Raw genomic sequence first — 14,858 nt, 5'->3', positions numbered from 1 at the left:
CCGGCGACCACCTGATGACCAGCGCGACCGCCACGATCGTCGAGCGCTCGGCGAAGCCGGCCCATCGTCCCTACCGCGTGCGCGTCGCGGCCGTCCGTCGCCTGGCCCCGTCGTTCGTCCGCATCACCTTCACGGGTGACGACCTCGGCGACTTCGGCGTCGACGGGCTCGACCAGCGCATCAAGGTCGTCCTGCCCCTCGAGGCCACCGGGTACGACACCTTCCCGACCGACGACTGGTACGCCTCATGGCGTGCCCTGCCGGCCGAGCAGCAGAACGCCTTCCGCACCTACACCGCCCGGGCCGCGCGTCCGGCGATGCGTGAGGTCGACGTCGACTTCGTCTGTCACGGCGACACCGGCCCCGCCTCGGCCTGGGCCGGACGCGCCCGGGTCGGCGACGAGCTGATACTCGTCGGCCCCGACGCCACGAGCGGCGTCACGGGCAGCGGCGTCGAGTGGTCGCCGGGCGACGCGCGCACCCTTTTGCTGGCGGGCGACGAGACCGCCGCGCCGGCCATCTGCTCGATCGTCGAGTCGCTGCCGGCCGACGCCCGGGGCTGCGTCTTCATCGAGATCCCGACCGCAGCCGACGAGCTCGACCTGGTCGCGCCTCCCGGGGTCGACGTCCACTGGCTGCCGCGCCGCGAGGCGTCCTCGGGTCACGGCGAGGCCCTCGTCGTCGCGGTCCGTCGCTGGACGGCGCGCTTCGTCACCGCCTGGCACCACGGCGTCGAGGTGAGCGAGGTCGACGTCGACCACGACCTCCTGTGGGACGTCCCGCACGGCGACGACCCGCACGGCGCGGCCGTCAGCTCCGACCTCTACGCCTGGTTCGCGGGCGAGGCCGGGGCGATCAAGACCCTGAGGCGCTTCTTGGTCAGCGAGGTCGGCATCGACCGTCGCCAGGTCGCCTTCATGGGGTACTGGCGGATCGGCAAGTCCGAGTCCTGACGCCGGGGCGTCGACGACGAAGGAGGCGCGACCACGTCGGTCGCGCCTCCTTCGTCCGGTCGTGCGGTCGCGCCTCAGACCTCGGCGGGCAGGCCCACGAGCTCGGAGGTGCGGTCCCAGAGGGCCTCGGCGAGCAGCGGGTCGGTGGCCTGCCGGTGCAGCCGACCGTGCGGCTTCAGCTGGTCGAAGTAGGTGCCGCTCTCGACCGCGATGGTGGTCGGGCCCGCGAGCTGGATCAGCGGTACCGCACCGGCCGAGGCCGAGATGCCGTAGTTGCCGTTGGTGAGCACGTTCGCGACGCGCATCGCCCGGGAGTCCGAGCCGAAGCCGGTGACGACGATGCCCGGGTGGAACGAGAACGCCTCGAGCCCGGTGCGCTTCGCCAGTTCGCGGATGAACAGCACGGTCTCGATCTTCGTCGTGCCGTACTGGCGCCACCCGCCCGCCCAGCGTCGCTTCGACCAGTTGAGGTCGTCGAGCCGCACGTGCCCCAGCAGGTTGGCGGTGCTCGCCGTCGAGACCACGCGACCGCCGCTCTCGACCAGACGGGGCAACAGCAGCCGGGTCAGCAAGAAAGGAGCCAGGTGGTTCGACTGCAGGGTGCGCTCGAAGCCGTCCGCCGTCACGCCGCGCTCGCTGACGAGGCCGCCGGCGTTGTTCGCCAGGGCGTCGATCCGCGGGTAGCGGTCGAGCAACCGGTCGGCGAGCGACCGGACGTCGTCCAGCCGGTCGTAGTCGGCCAGGAAGGCCGTGCCGCCCACCTCGTCGGCCACGGCCTGCGTGCGCTCGGGGTTCCGCCCGACGACGGCGACGTCGGCGCCGCCCTTCGCGAGCTCGCGGGCGGCCTCGCGGCCGATGCCGCTGCTCGCCCCGGTGATGATCACGGTGCGGGTCATCGATATCCGCCCTTCTCGAGGCCGGCCTCGATCTCGAACCTGTTCGACAGCGGGTCGCTGCCGGCCAAGAAGTACAGTACGGGCATCAGCATGCCGTACTTCTGCCACTGACGGACGTGCACGGCCTCGTGCTCGAGCACGCCGGAGCCGTCGTTGTCACGGGTGAGGTAGACCCGACCGACGCACGTGCCGCCTCGCTTGAACGCCCATCGGGGCAGCCCCCGGCAGACGATCAGGTCGCCGACCACGCGGACGCGACCGACGCTGAGCGGCACGCCGACCGCGAGGCCGACGACCGTCGCCCAGGAGCAGCCGAGCCGCGAGATCGGCGAGTCGACCAGCGGGTTGATCACGGACGGCCGTACGCGTCCAGCAGGCGCAGCCAGACTTCGCTGACCGTGGGGTACGAGGGGACGGCGTGCCACAGCCGGTCGATCGGCACCTCGCCGACGACCGCGATCGTCGCGGCGTGCAGCAGGTCGCTCACGTCGGGGCCGACGAAGGTGGCGCCGACGATCACCTTGCGGGACTCGTCGACGACCAGGCGGGCCTGACCCTTGTACTCGTCCGAGTGGATCGCCGAGCCGGCGACGGCCGCGAGGTCGTAGTCGACGACCTTCACGTCGATGCCACGCTTGCCCGCGGCGTCGGCGGTGAGGCCCACGCTCGCCACCTCGGGGTCGGTGAAGGTGACCTGCGGCACGGCGGCGTCGTCGGCGGTCGCGACGTGCGCGCCCCACGGCTCGGCCTGGACGGGCCTGCCGAATGCACGCGCGGCGATGACCTCGCCGGCGGCGCGGGCCTGGTACTTGCCCTGGTGGGTCAGCAGCGCACGGTGGTTGACGTCGCCGACGCCGTAGAGCCAGTCCGTGCCCGTGACGAGCATGGTGTCGTCGACGTCGAGCCATTCGCCCGGGGTGAGCCCGACGTTCTCGAGCCCGAGGTCGGTCGTGCGGGGCACGCGGCCGGTCGCGACGATGATCTCGTCGGCGATCACCGTCGAGTCGTCGTCGAGGGTGACCTCGACGGTGTCGTGCTCGGTGCGCAGCACGTTCGAGGGCGAGACGCCGAGGCGGACGTCGACGCCGAGTCCGCGCAGCGAGTCGGCGACGAGCTCGCCGGCGAAGGGCTCCTGCCCGCCGAGCAGGCCGCTGCGGGCGATCAGGGTGACGGTCGAGCCGAGCTGCTGGTAAGCGGTGGCCATCTCGGCCGCGACGACGCCGCCGCCGACGATGACGACGCTCTGCGGCATCGTCTTGACGCTGGTGGCCTCGCGGCTGGTCCACGGCTTCGACTCGGCGAGGCCGGGGATGTCGGGCAGCAGTGCCGTCGACCCGGTCACGGCGGCGACGGCGTACTTGGCCTGGTGCACCTCGCCGTTCACCGTCACCTCTTTCACGCCCGTGATGGTCGCGTGCCCGCGGATGAGGTCGATGCCGGCGCCCTCGACCCAGTCGGCCTGGCCCGAGTCGTCCCAGTTGCTGGTGAACGAGTCGCGGCGACGCAGCACGGCGGCGACGTCGACGTCGCCCGTCACGGCCTGCTTGGCCCCGTCGAGCGACTTGGCCGCCCGGACGACGGCATTCGAGCGCAGCAGGGCCTTCGACGGCATGCAGGCCCAGTACGAGCACTCGCCGCCGACGAGCTCCGCTTCGACGAGGCCCACCTTGAGGCCGTTGCGGGTGGCGTAGTCGGCCACGTTCTCGCCGACTGCGCCGGCTCCGATCACGATGAGGTCATAAGTCGTCATGGCCCTGACGCTAGTCGCCCCGGGGCCCACGTTCTCAGGCACGTCCGCGCGGGGGACATGGCCGTTCAGTGAGGCGTGACTGGGTCTTTCCTGAACGCCGTGAGCGCGACAAGACGCTCGTTGATAACGTGCCCTGCAACAGCGCAGCACCGCGAACCATGCGGTGGGGCGCGTCAATCTACGAGGAGGCACACATGGGACTCGACGACAAGATCAAGAACGCCGCTCAGGACATCGCCGGCAAGGCGAAAGAAGCTGTTGGCGACCGCAAGGGCGACGACCAGCTGAAGGCCGAAGGTCAGAAGGACCAGGCCGGTGCCTCCGCCAAGAAGGCCGGCGAAGACGTCAAGGACGTCTTCAAGTAAGCCGACCCGCCTCGTTCTCGAGCCCGTCCACCCCTCGGGGTGGGCGGGCTCTTTCGTGTCTCCGCTCGTTCGTGTCTCGCCTCCTCGCGTCCCCACGAGGAGGCGCGGTCAGCGTCCCGTGAACTCGGCGGCGGTCCGCGACGCGAAGGCCTCGAACCCGATCCGGGCGTCGTCGGTCGCGAGCAGCCGCACGAGTTCGGGCTGCAGTGCCGCCTCGGCCGCGGCGTCGCCGTCGCGGACGGCCAGACGGGCGTTGGCGAGGGTCGCCTGGACGGCCAGGGGTGCCTGGGCGGCGATCTTCCGGGCGAGCCCGAGGGCGTGCTCGTGGGCCGACCCGACGTCGACCAGGTCTTGCACGAGTCCGATGCGCCGCGCCTCCTCGGCGTCGAACGGGTCACCGGTCAGCAGGTAGCGCATGGCGTCGCCCCAGCCGACCCGTCGTGGCAGCCGGATCGTCGCCCCGCCGAAGGGCAGGATGGCGCGACTGACCTCGATCTGGCCGAAGCGGGCGCTCCGGTCGGCGACGACGACGTCGCTCGCCAGCGCCAGTTCGACGCCCAGGGTCAGGCACGTGCCCTGCACCGCCATGACCACGGGCTTCGAGACGTGGCGCCCGTGGACCTGCCACGGGTCGAGACCGCCCTCGGGCACGACGTCGAGGCCCGCGTCGGTCACTGCGGGCACGACGTCGCCGAGGTCGAGGCCGGCCGTGAAGTGGTCACCATGTGCGAATAGCAGGCCCACGCGCAACTCGGGGTCGCGGTCGAGCTCGCCGTAGGCCAGGGCCAGCTCGCGGAGCATCCGCAGGTCGGCCGCGTTGCGCTTCTCGGGACGGTCGAGTCCGATCAGCAGGACGTGGCCGTCGCGTCCGACGGTGACGCGGGGACGGTCCGTGCCGGGGGGCACGGCGGTCACGGCGCGGGCGTCTCTCGCGCGAGCGCCCCGAGGATGCGCAGGATGGTGCCCATGTCGTCCGAGGCGGCGGCGGCGTCGACGGGGGCGAACGAGCAGAGGCCGGCGCCGACGAGGGTGAAGCGCTGCTTGAGCGTCGTGATGGTCTCGATCAGCACGCCGGCGTCGAGGCCGAACGGCTGCGGGTCGAGCAGCCCTTCGATCACGCCTGGGTCCAGGACGTCGAGGTCGACGTGCAGGTAGACCTCGGTCGCCCCCGAGTCCTCGACGGCCGTGATCACCTCGGCGGGGTCGAAGTCGAGGGACGACACCGTGCGGACGTGTCGGCTCTCGATGTAGCGGTCTTCGGAGTCGTCGTAGCTGCGGGCTCCCGCGAGAACCACCCGTGCCGGGTCGAGCGGCTCGGGCGTCGGGCCCGGCCCGATGGTCGGCAGGTCTTCGGTGGCGTCGCCGATGAGAGCCCGGAGCACCATGCCGCTGAACGCCCCGCTCTCGCTGCTGCGCGGGCTGTGCAGGTCGGGGTGCGCGTCGAACCAGACGACGGCGGTACGGGGGGTGACCGCGTGGCGGACGGCTGCGAACTCGACGCCGCAGTCGCCCCCGACGACGATCGCGGGGGAGTCGTCGGTGCGCAGCTCTCGACCGACGGACTCGGCGATGGTCAGCACCGACGAGAGCCGGTGCACGCGGGTGCCGAGCGAGTCGCCCGCCCCGACCGGCACCTCGACCATGGTCGTCGCGGTCGACGGCAGGTCGCCGAGGATCGCGTACGCCCCCTCGGCGAGCCGCATGGCCCTCGACGACGGTGAACCCTGCCACTGTGGAACCACGACGAACCTCACGGGCGTCAGTCTGTCACGGGCGGGTGCCCGCGCTCCAGGCCCAGGGGCGACTCAGTGCGCCGACCGCCCGCTCAAGGGGCCCGCGGCCGACGAACCGTTGCCAGAGCGTCGCGTAGGCGAGCGTGACGACGACGGCGGCGATCAGGTGGCCGAGGGGCAGCCCGTACGCGGCGTCGGGGTCCGACAGCCGGTACACCGTGAAGAGCGGCGAGGTGATCAGCACGTGTGCCGTGTAGACCGTGAGGGGTTGTGCACCCGTGGCGGCGAGCGGTCGCAACACGGTGCGGACGACCCCGGCCGCGCCTCCTGTGGGCTCGCGGTCCGTCGACGTCGCGCGACGGGACGCCGTGACGAGCAACAGCAGCCCCAGCACGGCGGCGGCGACGCCGCCCGAGCCGACGATCTCGGCCGGCATGCCCTCGTGGTCGGCGGGGTCGAACCACGAGATCGAGGAGGCGCCGGGCACGAAGCGCGCCGAGTACCCCACGGTCGCGGCCACCGTCCCGGCGACGAGCAACGTGACCTGGGTGCGGGTGCGGGTCAGGTCGGAACGCGCCGCGGCGAGGCCGACGAGCACGAAGGGCGTCCAGACGAGGGCGGGGTAGGCGCCGACGAGCAGGGCCTGGGTCGCGAGGCCGCCCGCTCCGGACAGCGCGGTGTCGCCGTAGGCGTCGACGGGGACGGCCGAGGCCAGCCACGGGGCCACGACGGCGAGCAGGGCGGCCACGCCGAGCAGCACCGCCCGGGGTGCGAAGAGCAGTGCCAGGGCCAGGACGAACATCACGCCGTAGTACGGCAGGATGACGAGCAGGTAGGGGTTCCAGGCCTGCAGGGCGAGGCCCAGCACGATCAGCAGGGCGGCCCGGATGGCGATGCCTCCGACGACCCTGCCCCGCCGGCCGGAGGGCGTCGGTCGGGAGCCACCCGACACCAGTCCGAGCGAGACCCCGGCGAGGGTGGCGAACAGGATGGCCGACCGCCCGTCGAAGATCCTCTCGTCGAGCAGCTCGCGGGGCCACAGGTGCGCGGCGAACATGCCGATGACCGCCAGCCCTCGGGCGACGTCGACGCCCATCAGGCGGGGCGCCACCCGGCTCGCCCGCGTCGGCGGTGGCACCACCGGGGCGGGCGAGCGGGGCGGCGGCTGGCTCACTTGTCGAGCGCGCCGAGCTTGAGGGCGGCGAGGCGGGCGTCGACCTCGGTCTGCTCGCCGAGGTCGTCGAGGCTCTCGAACTGCGCGTCGAGGCTCGACGCGGCCAGTTCTTGTCGGCCGAGCATCTTGGCCTCCTCGCGACGGACCTTGTCCTCGAAGCGGCTGATCTCGCTGGTGGGGTCGAGGATGTCGATGCTCTGGACGGCGTCCGCGACCTTGGTCTGCGCCTCGACGGTCTTCGACCGGGCGTTCAGTTCGTCACGCTTGGCGGCGAGCTGGTCGAGCTTGGACCGCATGCCCGAGAGCCCGGTCTTCAGCTTCTCGACGACCTCGGTCTGCGAGGCGATCTGGGGTTCGGCGGTCGTGGCCTCTTTCTCGCTGGTCAACTGCTTGCCGAGGGCCACCCGGGCGAGGGCGTCGAACTTGTCCGCGTCGACGGCGTTGCCCGAGGAGCGCAGTTCGTCGGCCTTGTTGCTGGCGGCGAGGGCCTTGCGCTCCCAATCGGCGGCGGCGGCCACGTCTTCTGCGTGGTCCTGCTCGAGCAGTCGCAGGTTGCCGATGGTGGTCGCGACGGCCTCCTCGGCCTCGGCGATGCTGTTGGTGTAGTCGCGGACCATCTGGTCCAGCATCTTGCTGGGGTCCTCCGCCTGGTCGAGCAGGCTGTTGATGTTCGCGCGGGTGAGCTGCGCGATGCGTCCGAAGATCGACTGCTTTGCCATGGTGCGTCCTTTCGAGAGATGGTGCCGATGGATGGTGCTCGTCGTGTCGCGGGTCGTGGGCGCCGGGGCGGGCAGGCTCAGAACCGGCCTCCGCCGGAGCTGCGGCCACCGCCGCCGCCACCGCCGCCGCCACCGCCGCCTCCGCCGAAGCCGCCGCCGCCTCCGCCGAAGCCGCCACCTCCGCCTCCGAAGCCGCCGCCCCCGCCGAAGCCCCCGCCGCCTCCGCTGAAGAGTCCGCCGAGCAGCATGCCGGTGACGACGCCGCCCAGGTCGGCCCCGGCCGACCCGCGGGACGCCCCGCCGAAGGGGCTCCCCTGCTGGTACGACGACACCTCGGCCTCGGCACCGGCCGCGGCCGCCTGCGACAGCTGGACGGCCTGGTGGGCCTCGAACAGGGCGGCGTCGCGGTCGGAGGTCGCGAGCGAGACGGCCGTCGCCAGGTGGCGTTCGGCCTCGGACAGCCGCGTGCGGGGCTGCGGTCCGATGCCTCCGCGGCGCGTCTCGATGAAGTCGCGGGTGGCGCTGATCTGGCTGCGGGCGGTCAGCAGGGCCTGGTCGAGGGCCGCCTGCGCCCGCCGTCGCTTCTCGGCCTCTTCGAGCACCTCGGCCAGGACCTGGTCGATGCGCTCGTTGGCGGCGCCCAGCGAGGCGACGACGGCGAGCGGGTCGTCGGTGGTCGTCTCGGCCAGGGCCACGGAGGCGCGCGCGGCCGACACGGAGCCCGCGACGTCGACGCCCCGCGGTGCCGAGCCGTCGGGCAGCCCCTCGGCCGTGGCGATGTCGCGGCGCAGGTCGTCGGTCATCGCCGAGATGGTGCTGCCGGCCGTCCGCAGCGACTCACCGGCCCCGTCGACCGCCGTGAGCAGTTGGTCGACCTGGGCCAACGCCTGGCGCGCCTCGCGGATCGCCACGACGGCTTCGGAGGGGGACGACGTCGACAGGGCCGTCGCGGCCGTGCCGCGACGTTCGTCGGCGAACTCGAGCAGGCGGTCGGCCTGGTCGTCGTTCTGGTCGATCGACGCGACGGCCCGGGCCGAGTAGAGCGACGTGAGCTCGTCGATGGTGGTGCGAGCCTTCGCCAGTCGGGCCCGTCGTGTCTCGATCTCGCCCGGCAGGGACTCGAGGTCGCGTGGTGCCCGGGTCTCGGCTTCGCGGAGCTCGTCGAAGGCGGCGGACTGCTCGGCGAGGGAGGCGTCGGCCGCCTCGCACAGCTCGATGATGCGCGTGGTCCACTCACGGCGCTGTTCGGGAGAGTCGGGCACGGAGTCGTCGAGCCTCTGTTGCAGCTCGAACGCTTCGCGGGCGTGCACCCGCGCCGCGTCGAGCGCCTCGGCGAAGGGACGGGCGGCCTCGTCGCCGAACTGCGCGGCGGCGAAGCCGACCTCGTGGGCGCCGGCCGTCAGCTCGTCGTCCAGGGCGACCAGCACCCGGGCCGCGCGCTGGTCGAGTTCGGCCTGGTCGGCCTTCTGCGCGTCGAACTCGCGACGGCGGCGTCGGGCGCGGCGGACCGCGAACACGATCACGACCACGACGACCACGAGGACCAGCACGACCAGCGCCCAGAGCACCCAGCTCAGGTCGGGTCCGGCCTCGTCGCTGCGGATGCCGTCGGCCAGGGCGACCGCGGCCCCGGCCCAGTCGCCGTCGCGCAGCTGGGGGACGACCACGTCGGTCTCGAGCGCCTGACGGTCGGACTCCGAGACCACCGAGGTGTCGGTCGAGAGGTCGTAGAGGCGGTCGTCGACCGCCACCGAGAGCAGCACGTCGTTCGGACCGAACTGGTTCAGGGAGGCCGTCGCCTCGCCCCAGGCCGTGCGGTCGGAGGGGGAGGAGAACGAGTCGACGTACACGACGAAGAGGTTGACCCCCGTGTCGGTCGAGAGCGAGTCGAGCGCGTCGGCGACCTGGCTCTCGTCCGCGCTCGAGAGCACGTCGGCCTGGTCGACCACGTAGGCGCCCGAGAACTCGACCGGTGCGACCGCCTGGGCCGGGGCGACCCCGAAGGCCAGCGCACCGACCAGGGCAAGCACCGCCGTGGCCCAGGCGGACACCGCTCGGCGCGTCGGACGTCGGCCGGTCGTTGCGTTCGCGGTCACGACGCTCCCCTCGCTCGTTGCGGGGGAGTCTATCGACGGCCCCCGTCGGAGCGCCCGGGTCGTCCGGCGGCCGGGGTGCCGTGGCGGCCGGTCAGGACACGAACAGCAGCCCCACCGACGCGACGGCGCAGACCGCCCCGACCGCGTAGAGCACGACCCCCACCGTGCGAGGCGCCCGACCGTCGTCGTGGGGCGGGTGGACGCGGGCCCGGTGCGGGCGGTCCGGGTCGTAGTGCACGGTGAGTTCGGTCTCGAGCGGGGTCGTCACCGGGACGTCGCCGAACTGCGTCTCGTGCAGCTGCCCGTCGACGTCCATCCAGCGGGCAGTGGCCGCCCTGGCCCAGTCGGGCGGGGGGATGACCACGCCCACGGTGCTCTCGAGGCGGGTGGCGCGGCGACGCAGCACCCAGCCCGCGACGAGGAAGGGACTGCCGACGACGAAGCCGAACCAGCCGAAGAGCTCCACCACCGGCGCGATGACGGAGAAGGCGTCGCTCATGCCACGATCGTACTGTGCCGCCGCACACCCCGTGACGAACCCGGAGCCCCGTGAACCCCAGCCCCCTCGGCCGCGTGCCCGCCCCCCTGCTCGCCGTCGCTGCGATCGTCTCGGTGCAGTTCGGGGCCGCCCTCGCCAAGACGCACTTCGAGGCCCTCGGGCCGACCGGCGCGGCCGCCCTGCGCCTCGCGTTCGGTGCCGCCCTGCTGCTCGTGGTCTTCCGGCCCCGCCCGTGGCGCTGGCCGCGCCGCACGTGGCTCGGCGTGGTCGTGCTCGGCCTCGCCCTGGCGGGCATGAACTCCCTCATCTACCTCGCCATCGACGTCGTCCCCCTGGGGGTCGCGGTCACCCTCGAGTTCCTCGGACCGCTCGTCGTCGCGCTCGTCCAGACCCGGCGCTGGTGGGACGCGGCCTGGGCCCTGCTCGCCCTCGCCGGCGTCGTCCTGCTCGGCTCCGACTCGAGCGGGGCGATCCCGTTCGTCGGGGTGCTGCTCGCGCTCGGAGCCGGAGCGTTCTGGGCCTGCTACATCCTCGCCAACGCCGCCCTCGGCCGAGGACGCGACCCGATGGGCGCGCTCGCGACGGCCATGCTCGTCGCCGCCCTCGTCGTCGTGCCGTTCGGTGCGCACGACGCGACGGTCGCCGTGCGGGCCGACCCGCGCCTCCTGCTGGTCTTCCTGGTGGTGGCGGCCCTGACGTCGGCGATCCCCTACGCACTCGAGTCGGTGGCGTTGCGTCGGTTGCCGACCCGGGTGTTCGGGGTGCTCTCGAGCCTCGGCCCGGCCGTGGCGGCGCTCGCCGGACTCGTCGTGCTCCGCGAAGCCCTCGGCCCGCGTGAGGTCGTGGCCCTCGCCTGCGTCACGGTCGCCAGCGTCGGCGTGACGGTGGCGGCGGGCCGGCGTCGACGTCGCGGGGCCCTGCCCGAGGCTTCTGCCGCCTGACCCGAGGTCGCCGCCCCGCCTGTCCGCCCTGCGAACGAGTGGTCGAGCCTGACGACTCTCAGGGGTCTTGTACCCCACCTGCGGGGTACGCTGCGATCACGGCCCACCTGACGGGCCGGAGAACGAAGCAAGAAGTGAGGAGACATCATGGGTGCTGTCTTGGAGCGTACGTCCCGAGCCGAGGTCGTCCCGCTGGGCGACGGATTCCACCGCGTGTCGACGCCGACCGCCGGGGTGATCGGGTTCGTGCACGAGAGCGACGGGTCGTTCGAGGTCCTGCGGGGTCGCGTGCGCACGGCCGTCCGACGCGAGGGGTCGTACCGCACGCTCGACGTCGCGGTCATCGCGCTCACCTACAGTTGAGAACCGCCGTCCGTTGACGGGTGCCCCCGGGCATCCACGCCAGGCCTCGCCGTCGGCGGGGCCTCACCTCTCTGTCCGCCCTCGCCTGGAGGCCCACCGTGACCGTCGTCGGGTACGCCCGCGTCTCGCGCGACGACCCGTCGTCCGAGGCACAGGCGGAGCGCCTCCGCGCCCGCGGGTGCGACCGGGTCTTCGTCGACCACGCCACCGGCACGAAGCAGTCGCGGCCCGAGTTCGCCAAGGCGATCGGCAGCCTGCGCGAGGGCGACGTCTTCGTCGTGACGGCCGTGGACCGCATCGGTCGCTCGGTCGCCGAGCTGGTCGGGGTGATGGCGACCCTCGACGCCCTCGGGGTGGCCTTCCGGTCGATCGACGAGCAGATCGACGAGCTCAACGCCTACGGGCGCTTCTTCTTCCGCGTGACGGCGGCCCTGGCACGGTTCGACGAGCAGGTCGGTGGCGAGCCGCACCGCGCCGAGACCCGCAGACGCCAGGAGGCGCGGGTGGCGCAGACCCCGAAGCCCCCGGTCTCGAGACGCCGCCTCGACGCGGCCCGCCAGTTGCGCGCCGGGGGAGCGAGCATGCGTGAGGCCGCCGAGCACGTCGCCGTGCCCGAACGCGTCCTGCGGCGCGAGCTCGAGCGTGACGACGCCGACCGCGCCCGCCGCCAGCAGGTCGACTGACCTCGGACGCGAGTCCGCTCGGGCCGCTAGCGTCGGCACCATGACCGACGAGCTGCCGCACGGCGACCGGGCACCGGCCCCCGCAAGAGCCGACTGGGCCGATGTCGCCCGCCGCGTCCGCGACGTCACCGAGCACGGGCAGCGGTTCCGGGGTCCGTCCTCGCAGGCGGTCATGCTCGCCACCACCGTCCTGGCTTCGGCCCTCGCGATCGGGGTCGCGGGTGGTGACGACGGAGGGCCCGTGGCCGTCACGATCGTCCTCGGTGTCTCCTCGGTGGTCGTGGCGCTCGTCGGGTGGCTCCTGGCCCGCTCGTCGAGGACGCTCCTGCCCCTGAATGTCTGGAGCACCACGGGCACCCCGACGTCCGATCTCGGCCCGGTGGAGCGGCGGTCGCTCAACCGGCAGGTGATGGGCCGCGTCCCGATCGAGCCCGAGGTGGCCGATCTCGTCCGGGCCCTCGTCGCACGGAAACGGCGTGTGAACCGGGCCTCGTTCCTGTCCGTCGCCGCGATGCTGCTCATGATCGCCGCCCTCGGGACGGCTGCCGGCACCCTGCTGCTCGCCGTCGGCGCGCCCGTGTTCCTGGTCGTCTTCCTGGCGGTCGTGACGGCCTACGAGACCCGTCGTGACGACCGGGTGCTCGCCGCCGCGGACGCCGCCGCGGACTCCACCGCGGCGGGCACGGCGTGACGACGAGGAGCGTCGGGGGCGACCGATCGACGACGCGGCCTGCGACGGGCCGGATGCTCGGCATGAAGACTCGTGGTGCCCCCAGAAGGATTCGAACCTTCGCCCCTGCCTCCGGAGGGCAGTGCTCTATCCCCTGAGCTATGGGGGCCCGGGAACGTCGTCAAGGCTAGCAGCGAATCGGCGACGTCTGGGACGCCCCGGGGCGATGGGGTGCATCGTGGACGGGTGACCGACGACAACAGCACCGACCGAGCCGAGACCGGCACCCGTTCCGACCGCACCGACCCCGACGGCCCGACGTTGCGTGAGCGTCTGCGCTCGGCCAAGGTCTTCCACCCCGAGCTGCCCACCTTCGACGTCGACGCCGTGGCCGACGACGCCGTCGACCAGTTCGTGGACTGGCTCGTCGAAGCCGTCGAGCAGGACGTCGCGCAACCGCACGCCATGGTGATCTCGACCTCGTCGTCCGACGGCGACGTCACGGCCCGCACGCTGTTGCTCAAGGACGTCGATGACGGGGCCCTCTGGTTCGCGACGTCGTCGATCAGCCCCAAGGGCCGGCAGATCACCGAGAACCCGCGGGTGGCGCTGACCCTCTACTGGCGCGAGCAGGGCCGTCAGGTCCGCGTGCTGGGTCGCGCATCGGCCGGACCGCGCGAGGTCAGCGAGAAGGACTTCACCGCCCGCCACCCCGACTCGCGTGCCGTCGCGATGACGCAGCCGCAGAGCAGCCCGATCACCGACGAGGCCACCACCCGGTCGCGACTCGCCGAGGCGAAGGCCGCGATCGAGGCCGACCCCGACCTCGTCCCCGACGACTGGACGGCCTGGCGGGTGGACCCGACCTCGATCGAGTTCTGGCAGGCCACCACGGGGCGCGACCAGGTGCGCCTGCGGTACGACCGCGACGGTGACGGCTGGACCCGCGCCTCCTTGTGGCCCTGATGCCTGATCGGCGCTGACGTCCGATCGGCGCCGACGTCCGAGCGGCGCTGACGTCGCGGGCCCCTCGCGGGCGTAACGCGACGACACGCACCTGGCCGCCGGCCGGTCGCGGCGGCAGCATGGAGGCATGACCTCGCAGCCTGCCCCGACGATCCGCCCGAGCGACCCCGCCGTCGCCTCGATGCGCCTCGCCGTGGTCGAGGTGACCCGGCACCGGCCGCACGCCGCCGAGTACCACGCGTACGTCGACGACATGAACGCGCGGGTGCAGGCCACGGCCGAGGCCGCCGGCTGGCAGGCGGTCCGCCTCGCGGCGGGCGATCTCGGCACCGCCGAGCTGCTGCGGGCGACCGACGGTGCCGACGCGATCGTCGTGCTCGGTGGCGAGGACGTCACGCCCCGGTTCTACGGCGGTGCCACCGGCTACCCGGGCGAGGGTCGTCACGAGCCGGTGGCCGACGAGGCGCAGCTGGCCCTCGTGCGCCGAGCCGTCGCCCGCCGCACCCCGTTGCTCGGCGTCTGCCGCGGTCACCAGGTGATCAACGTCGCCCTGGGCGGCGACCTCGTGCAGCACCTCGACGACCACGAGGGCCTGCACCGCACCCCCGGGGCACCGGTCGAGCAGCTCATGCACCCGCACGCCGTGTCGCTCGACCCCGGCAGTCGCCTCGCCCGCGCCCTCGGCGCCGAGCCCGTCGTCCAGAGCGCCCACCACCAGGCCGTGGGACGACCGGGCAGGGGCCTGCGAGTCGTCGGTCGCGCCGACGACGGCACGGTCGAGGCCGTCGAGCACGTCTCCGCCCCCGTCGTCGGCGTCCAGTGGCACCCGGAAGACCGAGGCGCGCCGGTCGGTCAACTCGAGGCCCTGCTGGCACAGCTGGCCGACGCCGTCGAGGCCGGTCGACTCACGACCGTCGCCTCGCGAACCGACCAGGAGGCGCTGGTCGCCTAGGCCACGCCCCTCACCCGAGCGCGCCTCCCGCCCGTCGGCGAGGCCCGTCGGCGAGGCAGGTCGGCGAGGCCGGTCGGCGTGACCGGTGGCGGTCGGCC

The 14,858-nt window shown here is 73.1% G+C and carries 17 protein-coding genes and 1 tRNA gene; 8 read left to right on the top strand and 10 right to left on the bottom strand.

Annotated features, from left to right (window positions below):
* Positions 1–14: 14 nt before the first annotated feature.
* Positions 15–953 (top strand): siderophore-interacting protein, encoded by a 939-nt coding sequence (locus tag ITJ55_RS03410; protein WP_194594076.1) that lies wholly within the window; start codon positions 15–17, stop codon positions 951–953.
* A gap of 74 nt (positions 954–1,027) precedes the next feature.
* On the opposite strand, the gene ITJ55_RS03405 is transcribed toward ITJ55_RS03410, so the two are convergent.
* Genes ITJ55_RS03405 through ITJ55_RS03395 form a run of 3 tightly spaced genes read right to left on the bottom strand, consistent with a single transcriptional unit; the run spans position 1,028 to position 3,599 of the window.
* Positions 1,028–1,849 (bottom strand): SDR family NAD(P)-dependent oxidoreductase, encoded by an 822-nt coding sequence (locus ITJ55_RS03405; RefSeq protein ID WP_194594075.1) that lies wholly within the window; start codon positions 1,847–1,849, stop codon positions 1,028–1,030.
* Positions 1,846–2,202, bottom strand: a complete 357-nt coding sequence (locus ITJ55_RS03400; protein WP_194594074.1) for a Fe-S oxidoreductase — start codon at positions 2,200–2,202, stop codon at positions 1,846–1,848. The genes ITJ55_RS03405 and ITJ55_RS03400 overlap by 4 nt, the downstream gene beginning before the upstream one ends.
* Complete coding sequence (locus ITJ55_RS03395) at positions 2,199–3,599, bottom strand: NAD(P)/FAD-dependent oxidoreductase (protein ID WP_194594073.1); 1,401 nt, start codon at positions 3,597–3,599, stop codon at positions 2,199–2,201. The genes ITJ55_RS03400 and ITJ55_RS03395 overlap by 4 nt, the downstream gene beginning before the upstream one ends.
* Positions 3,600–3,793: 194 nt before the next feature.
* Here ITJ55_RS03395 and ITJ55_RS03390 point away from each other — a divergent pair, with 194 nt between their 5' ends.
* A complete protein-coding gene (locus ITJ55_RS03390) occupies positions 3,794–3,964 on the top strand; it encodes a CsbD family protein (RefSeq protein ID WP_056257081.1) in 171 nt (56 codons plus the stop codon).
* A 108-nt stretch (positions 3,965–4,072) separates the two neighbouring features.
* Here ITJ55_RS03390 and ITJ55_RS03385 read toward each other — a convergent pair whose 3' ends face one another.
* The 6 genes from ITJ55_RS03385 to ITJ55_RS03360 all read right to left on the bottom strand — a co-directional run bounded on the left by ITJ55_RS03385 (position 4,073) and on the right by ITJ55_RS03360 (position 10,185).
* Positions 4,073–4,879: a crotonase/enoyl-CoA hydratase family protein gene (locus ITJ55_RS03385; protein ID WP_370543995.1), complete on the bottom strand. Its 807-nt coding sequence runs from the start codon at positions 4,877–4,879 to the stop codon at positions 4,073–4,075.
* Positions 4,876–5,718 carry an arginase family protein gene (locus ITJ55_RS03380; RefSeq protein WP_370543994.1) on the bottom strand — a complete coding sequence of 281 codons (843 nt, stop codon included), beginning with the start codon at positions 5,716–5,718 and terminating at the stop codon, positions 4,876–4,878. Before ITJ55_RS03380 ends, ITJ55_RS03385 begins: the two co-directional genes overlap by 4 nt.
* 13 nt (positions 5,719–5,731) lie before the next feature.
* On the bottom strand, positions 5,732–6,808 hold the full coding sequence (locus ITJ55_RS03375) for a DUF418 domain-containing protein (RefSeq protein WP_194594072.1): 1,077 nt from the start codon (positions 6,806–6,808) through the stop codon (positions 5,732–5,734).
* 59 nt (positions 6,809–6,867) lie between these two features.
* Entirely contained in the window at positions 6,868–7,590 is a 723-nt protein-coding gene (locus ITJ55_RS03370) for a PspA/IM30 family protein (RefSeq protein ID WP_194594071.1), read from the bottom strand.
* A gap of 77 nt (positions 7,591–7,667) precedes the next feature.
* Complete coding sequence (locus ITJ55_RS16175) at positions 7,668–9,686, bottom strand: TPM domain-containing protein (protein WP_194594070.1); 2,019 nt, start codon at positions 9,684–9,686, stop codon at positions 7,668–7,670.
* Positions 9,687–9,777: 91 nt separating this feature from the next.
* Positions 9,778–10,185, bottom strand: a complete 408-nt coding sequence (locus ITJ55_RS03360; RefSeq protein ID WP_194594069.1) for a hypothetical protein — start codon at positions 10,183–10,185, stop codon at positions 9,778–9,780.
* 50 nt (positions 10,186–10,235) lie between these two features.
* On the opposite strand from ITJ55_RS03360, the gene ITJ55_RS03355 reads away from it, so the two are divergent.
* The 4 genes from ITJ55_RS03355 (at position 10,236) to ITJ55_RS03340 (ending at position 12,863) form a co-directional block, all read left to right on the top strand.
* Positions 10,236–11,126 carry an EamA family transporter gene (locus ITJ55_RS03355; protein WP_194594068.1) on the top strand — a complete coding sequence of 297 codons (891 nt, stop codon included), beginning with the start codon at positions 10,236–10,238 and terminating at the stop codon, positions 11,124–11,126.
* 147 nt (positions 11,127–11,273) lie between these two features.
* Positions 11,274–11,489, top strand: a complete 216-nt coding sequence (locus tag ITJ55_RS03350) for a hypothetical protein (RefSeq protein ID WP_157490025.1) — start codon at positions 11,274–11,276, stop codon at positions 11,487–11,489.
* Between the two features lie 98 nt (positions 11,490–11,587).
* A complete protein-coding gene (locus tag ITJ55_RS03345) occupies positions 11,588–12,172 on the top strand; it encodes a recombinase family protein (protein WP_194594067.1) in 585 nt (194 codons plus the stop codon).
* 40 nt (positions 12,173–12,212) lie between these two features.
* Positions 12,213–12,863 carry a hypothetical protein gene (locus tag ITJ55_RS03340; protein ID WP_194594066.1) on the top strand — a complete coding sequence of 217 codons (651 nt, stop codon included), beginning with the start codon at positions 12,213–12,215 and terminating at the stop codon, positions 12,861–12,863.
* 73 nt (positions 12,864–12,936) lie between these two features.
* On the opposite strand, the gene ITJ55_RS03335 is transcribed toward ITJ55_RS03340, so the two are convergent.
* Positions 12,937–13,011, bottom strand: a tRNA-Arg gene (locus ITJ55_RS03335).
* Between the two features lie 77 nt (positions 13,012–13,088).
* Here ITJ55_RS03335 and ITJ55_RS03330 point away from each other — a divergent pair.
* Both ITJ55_RS03330 and ITJ55_RS03325 read left to right on the top strand, forming a co-directional pair.
* Complete coding sequence (locus ITJ55_RS03330; RefSeq protein ID WP_194594065.1) at positions 13,089–13,808, top strand: pyridoxal 5'-phosphate synthase; 720 nt, start codon at positions 13,089–13,091, stop codon at positions 13,806–13,808.
* 127 nt (positions 13,809–13,935) lie between these two features.
* Positions 13,936–14,760: a gamma-glutamyl-gamma-aminobutyrate hydrolase family protein gene (locus ITJ55_RS03325; RefSeq protein WP_228497555.1), complete on the top strand. Its 825-nt coding sequence runs from the start codon at positions 13,936–13,938 to the stop codon at positions 14,758–14,760.
* Positions 14,761–14,858: the final 98 nt, after the last annotated feature.

Source organism: Frigoribacterium sp. VKM Ac-1396, assembly GCF_015350895.1.
GTDB lineage: Bacteria > Actinomycetota > Actinomycetes > Actinomycetales > Microbacteriaceae > Frigoribacterium.
The sequence above is the reverse complement of the archived record's forward strand: the minus strand, read 5'-3'. Positions and strand labels throughout refer to the sequence as shown.

Coding starts and splice junctions, on each gene's coding strand:
- ITJ55_RS03410 (WP_194594076.1), top strand. CDS start 15: ATGACCAGCGCGACCGCCACGATCGTCGAGCGCTCGGCGAAGCCGGCC.
- ITJ55_RS03405 (WP_194594075.1), bottom strand. CDS start 1,849: ATGACCCGCACCGTGATCATCACCGGGGCGAGCAGCGGCATCGGCCGC.
- ITJ55_RS03395 (WP_194594073.1), bottom strand. CDS start 3,599: ATGACGACTTATGACCTCATCGTGATCGGAGCCGGCGCAGTCGGCGAG.
- ITJ55_RS03390 (WP_056257081.1), top strand. CDS start 3,794: ATGGGACTCGACGACAAGATCAAGAACGCCGCTCAGGACATCGCCGGC.
- ITJ55_RS03370 (WP_194594071.1), bottom strand. CDS start 7,590: ATGGCAAAGCAGTCGATCTTCGGACGCATCGCGCAGCTCACCCGCGCG.
- ITJ55_RS03360 (WP_194594069.1), bottom strand. CDS start 10,185: ATGAGCGACGCCTTCTCCGTCATCGCGCCGGTGGTGGAGCTCTTCGGC.
- ITJ55_RS03350 (WP_157490025.1), top strand. CDS start 11,274: ATGGGTGCTGTCTTGGAGCGTACGTCCCGAGCCGAGGTCGTCCCGCTG.
- ITJ55_RS03340 (WP_194594066.1), top strand. CDS start 12,213: ATGACCGACGAGCTGCCGCACGGCGACCGGGCACCGGCCCCCGCAAGA.
- ITJ55_RS03325 (WP_228497555.1), top strand. CDS start 13,936: ATGACCTCGCAGCCTGCCCCGACGATCCGCCCGAGCGACCCCGCCGTC.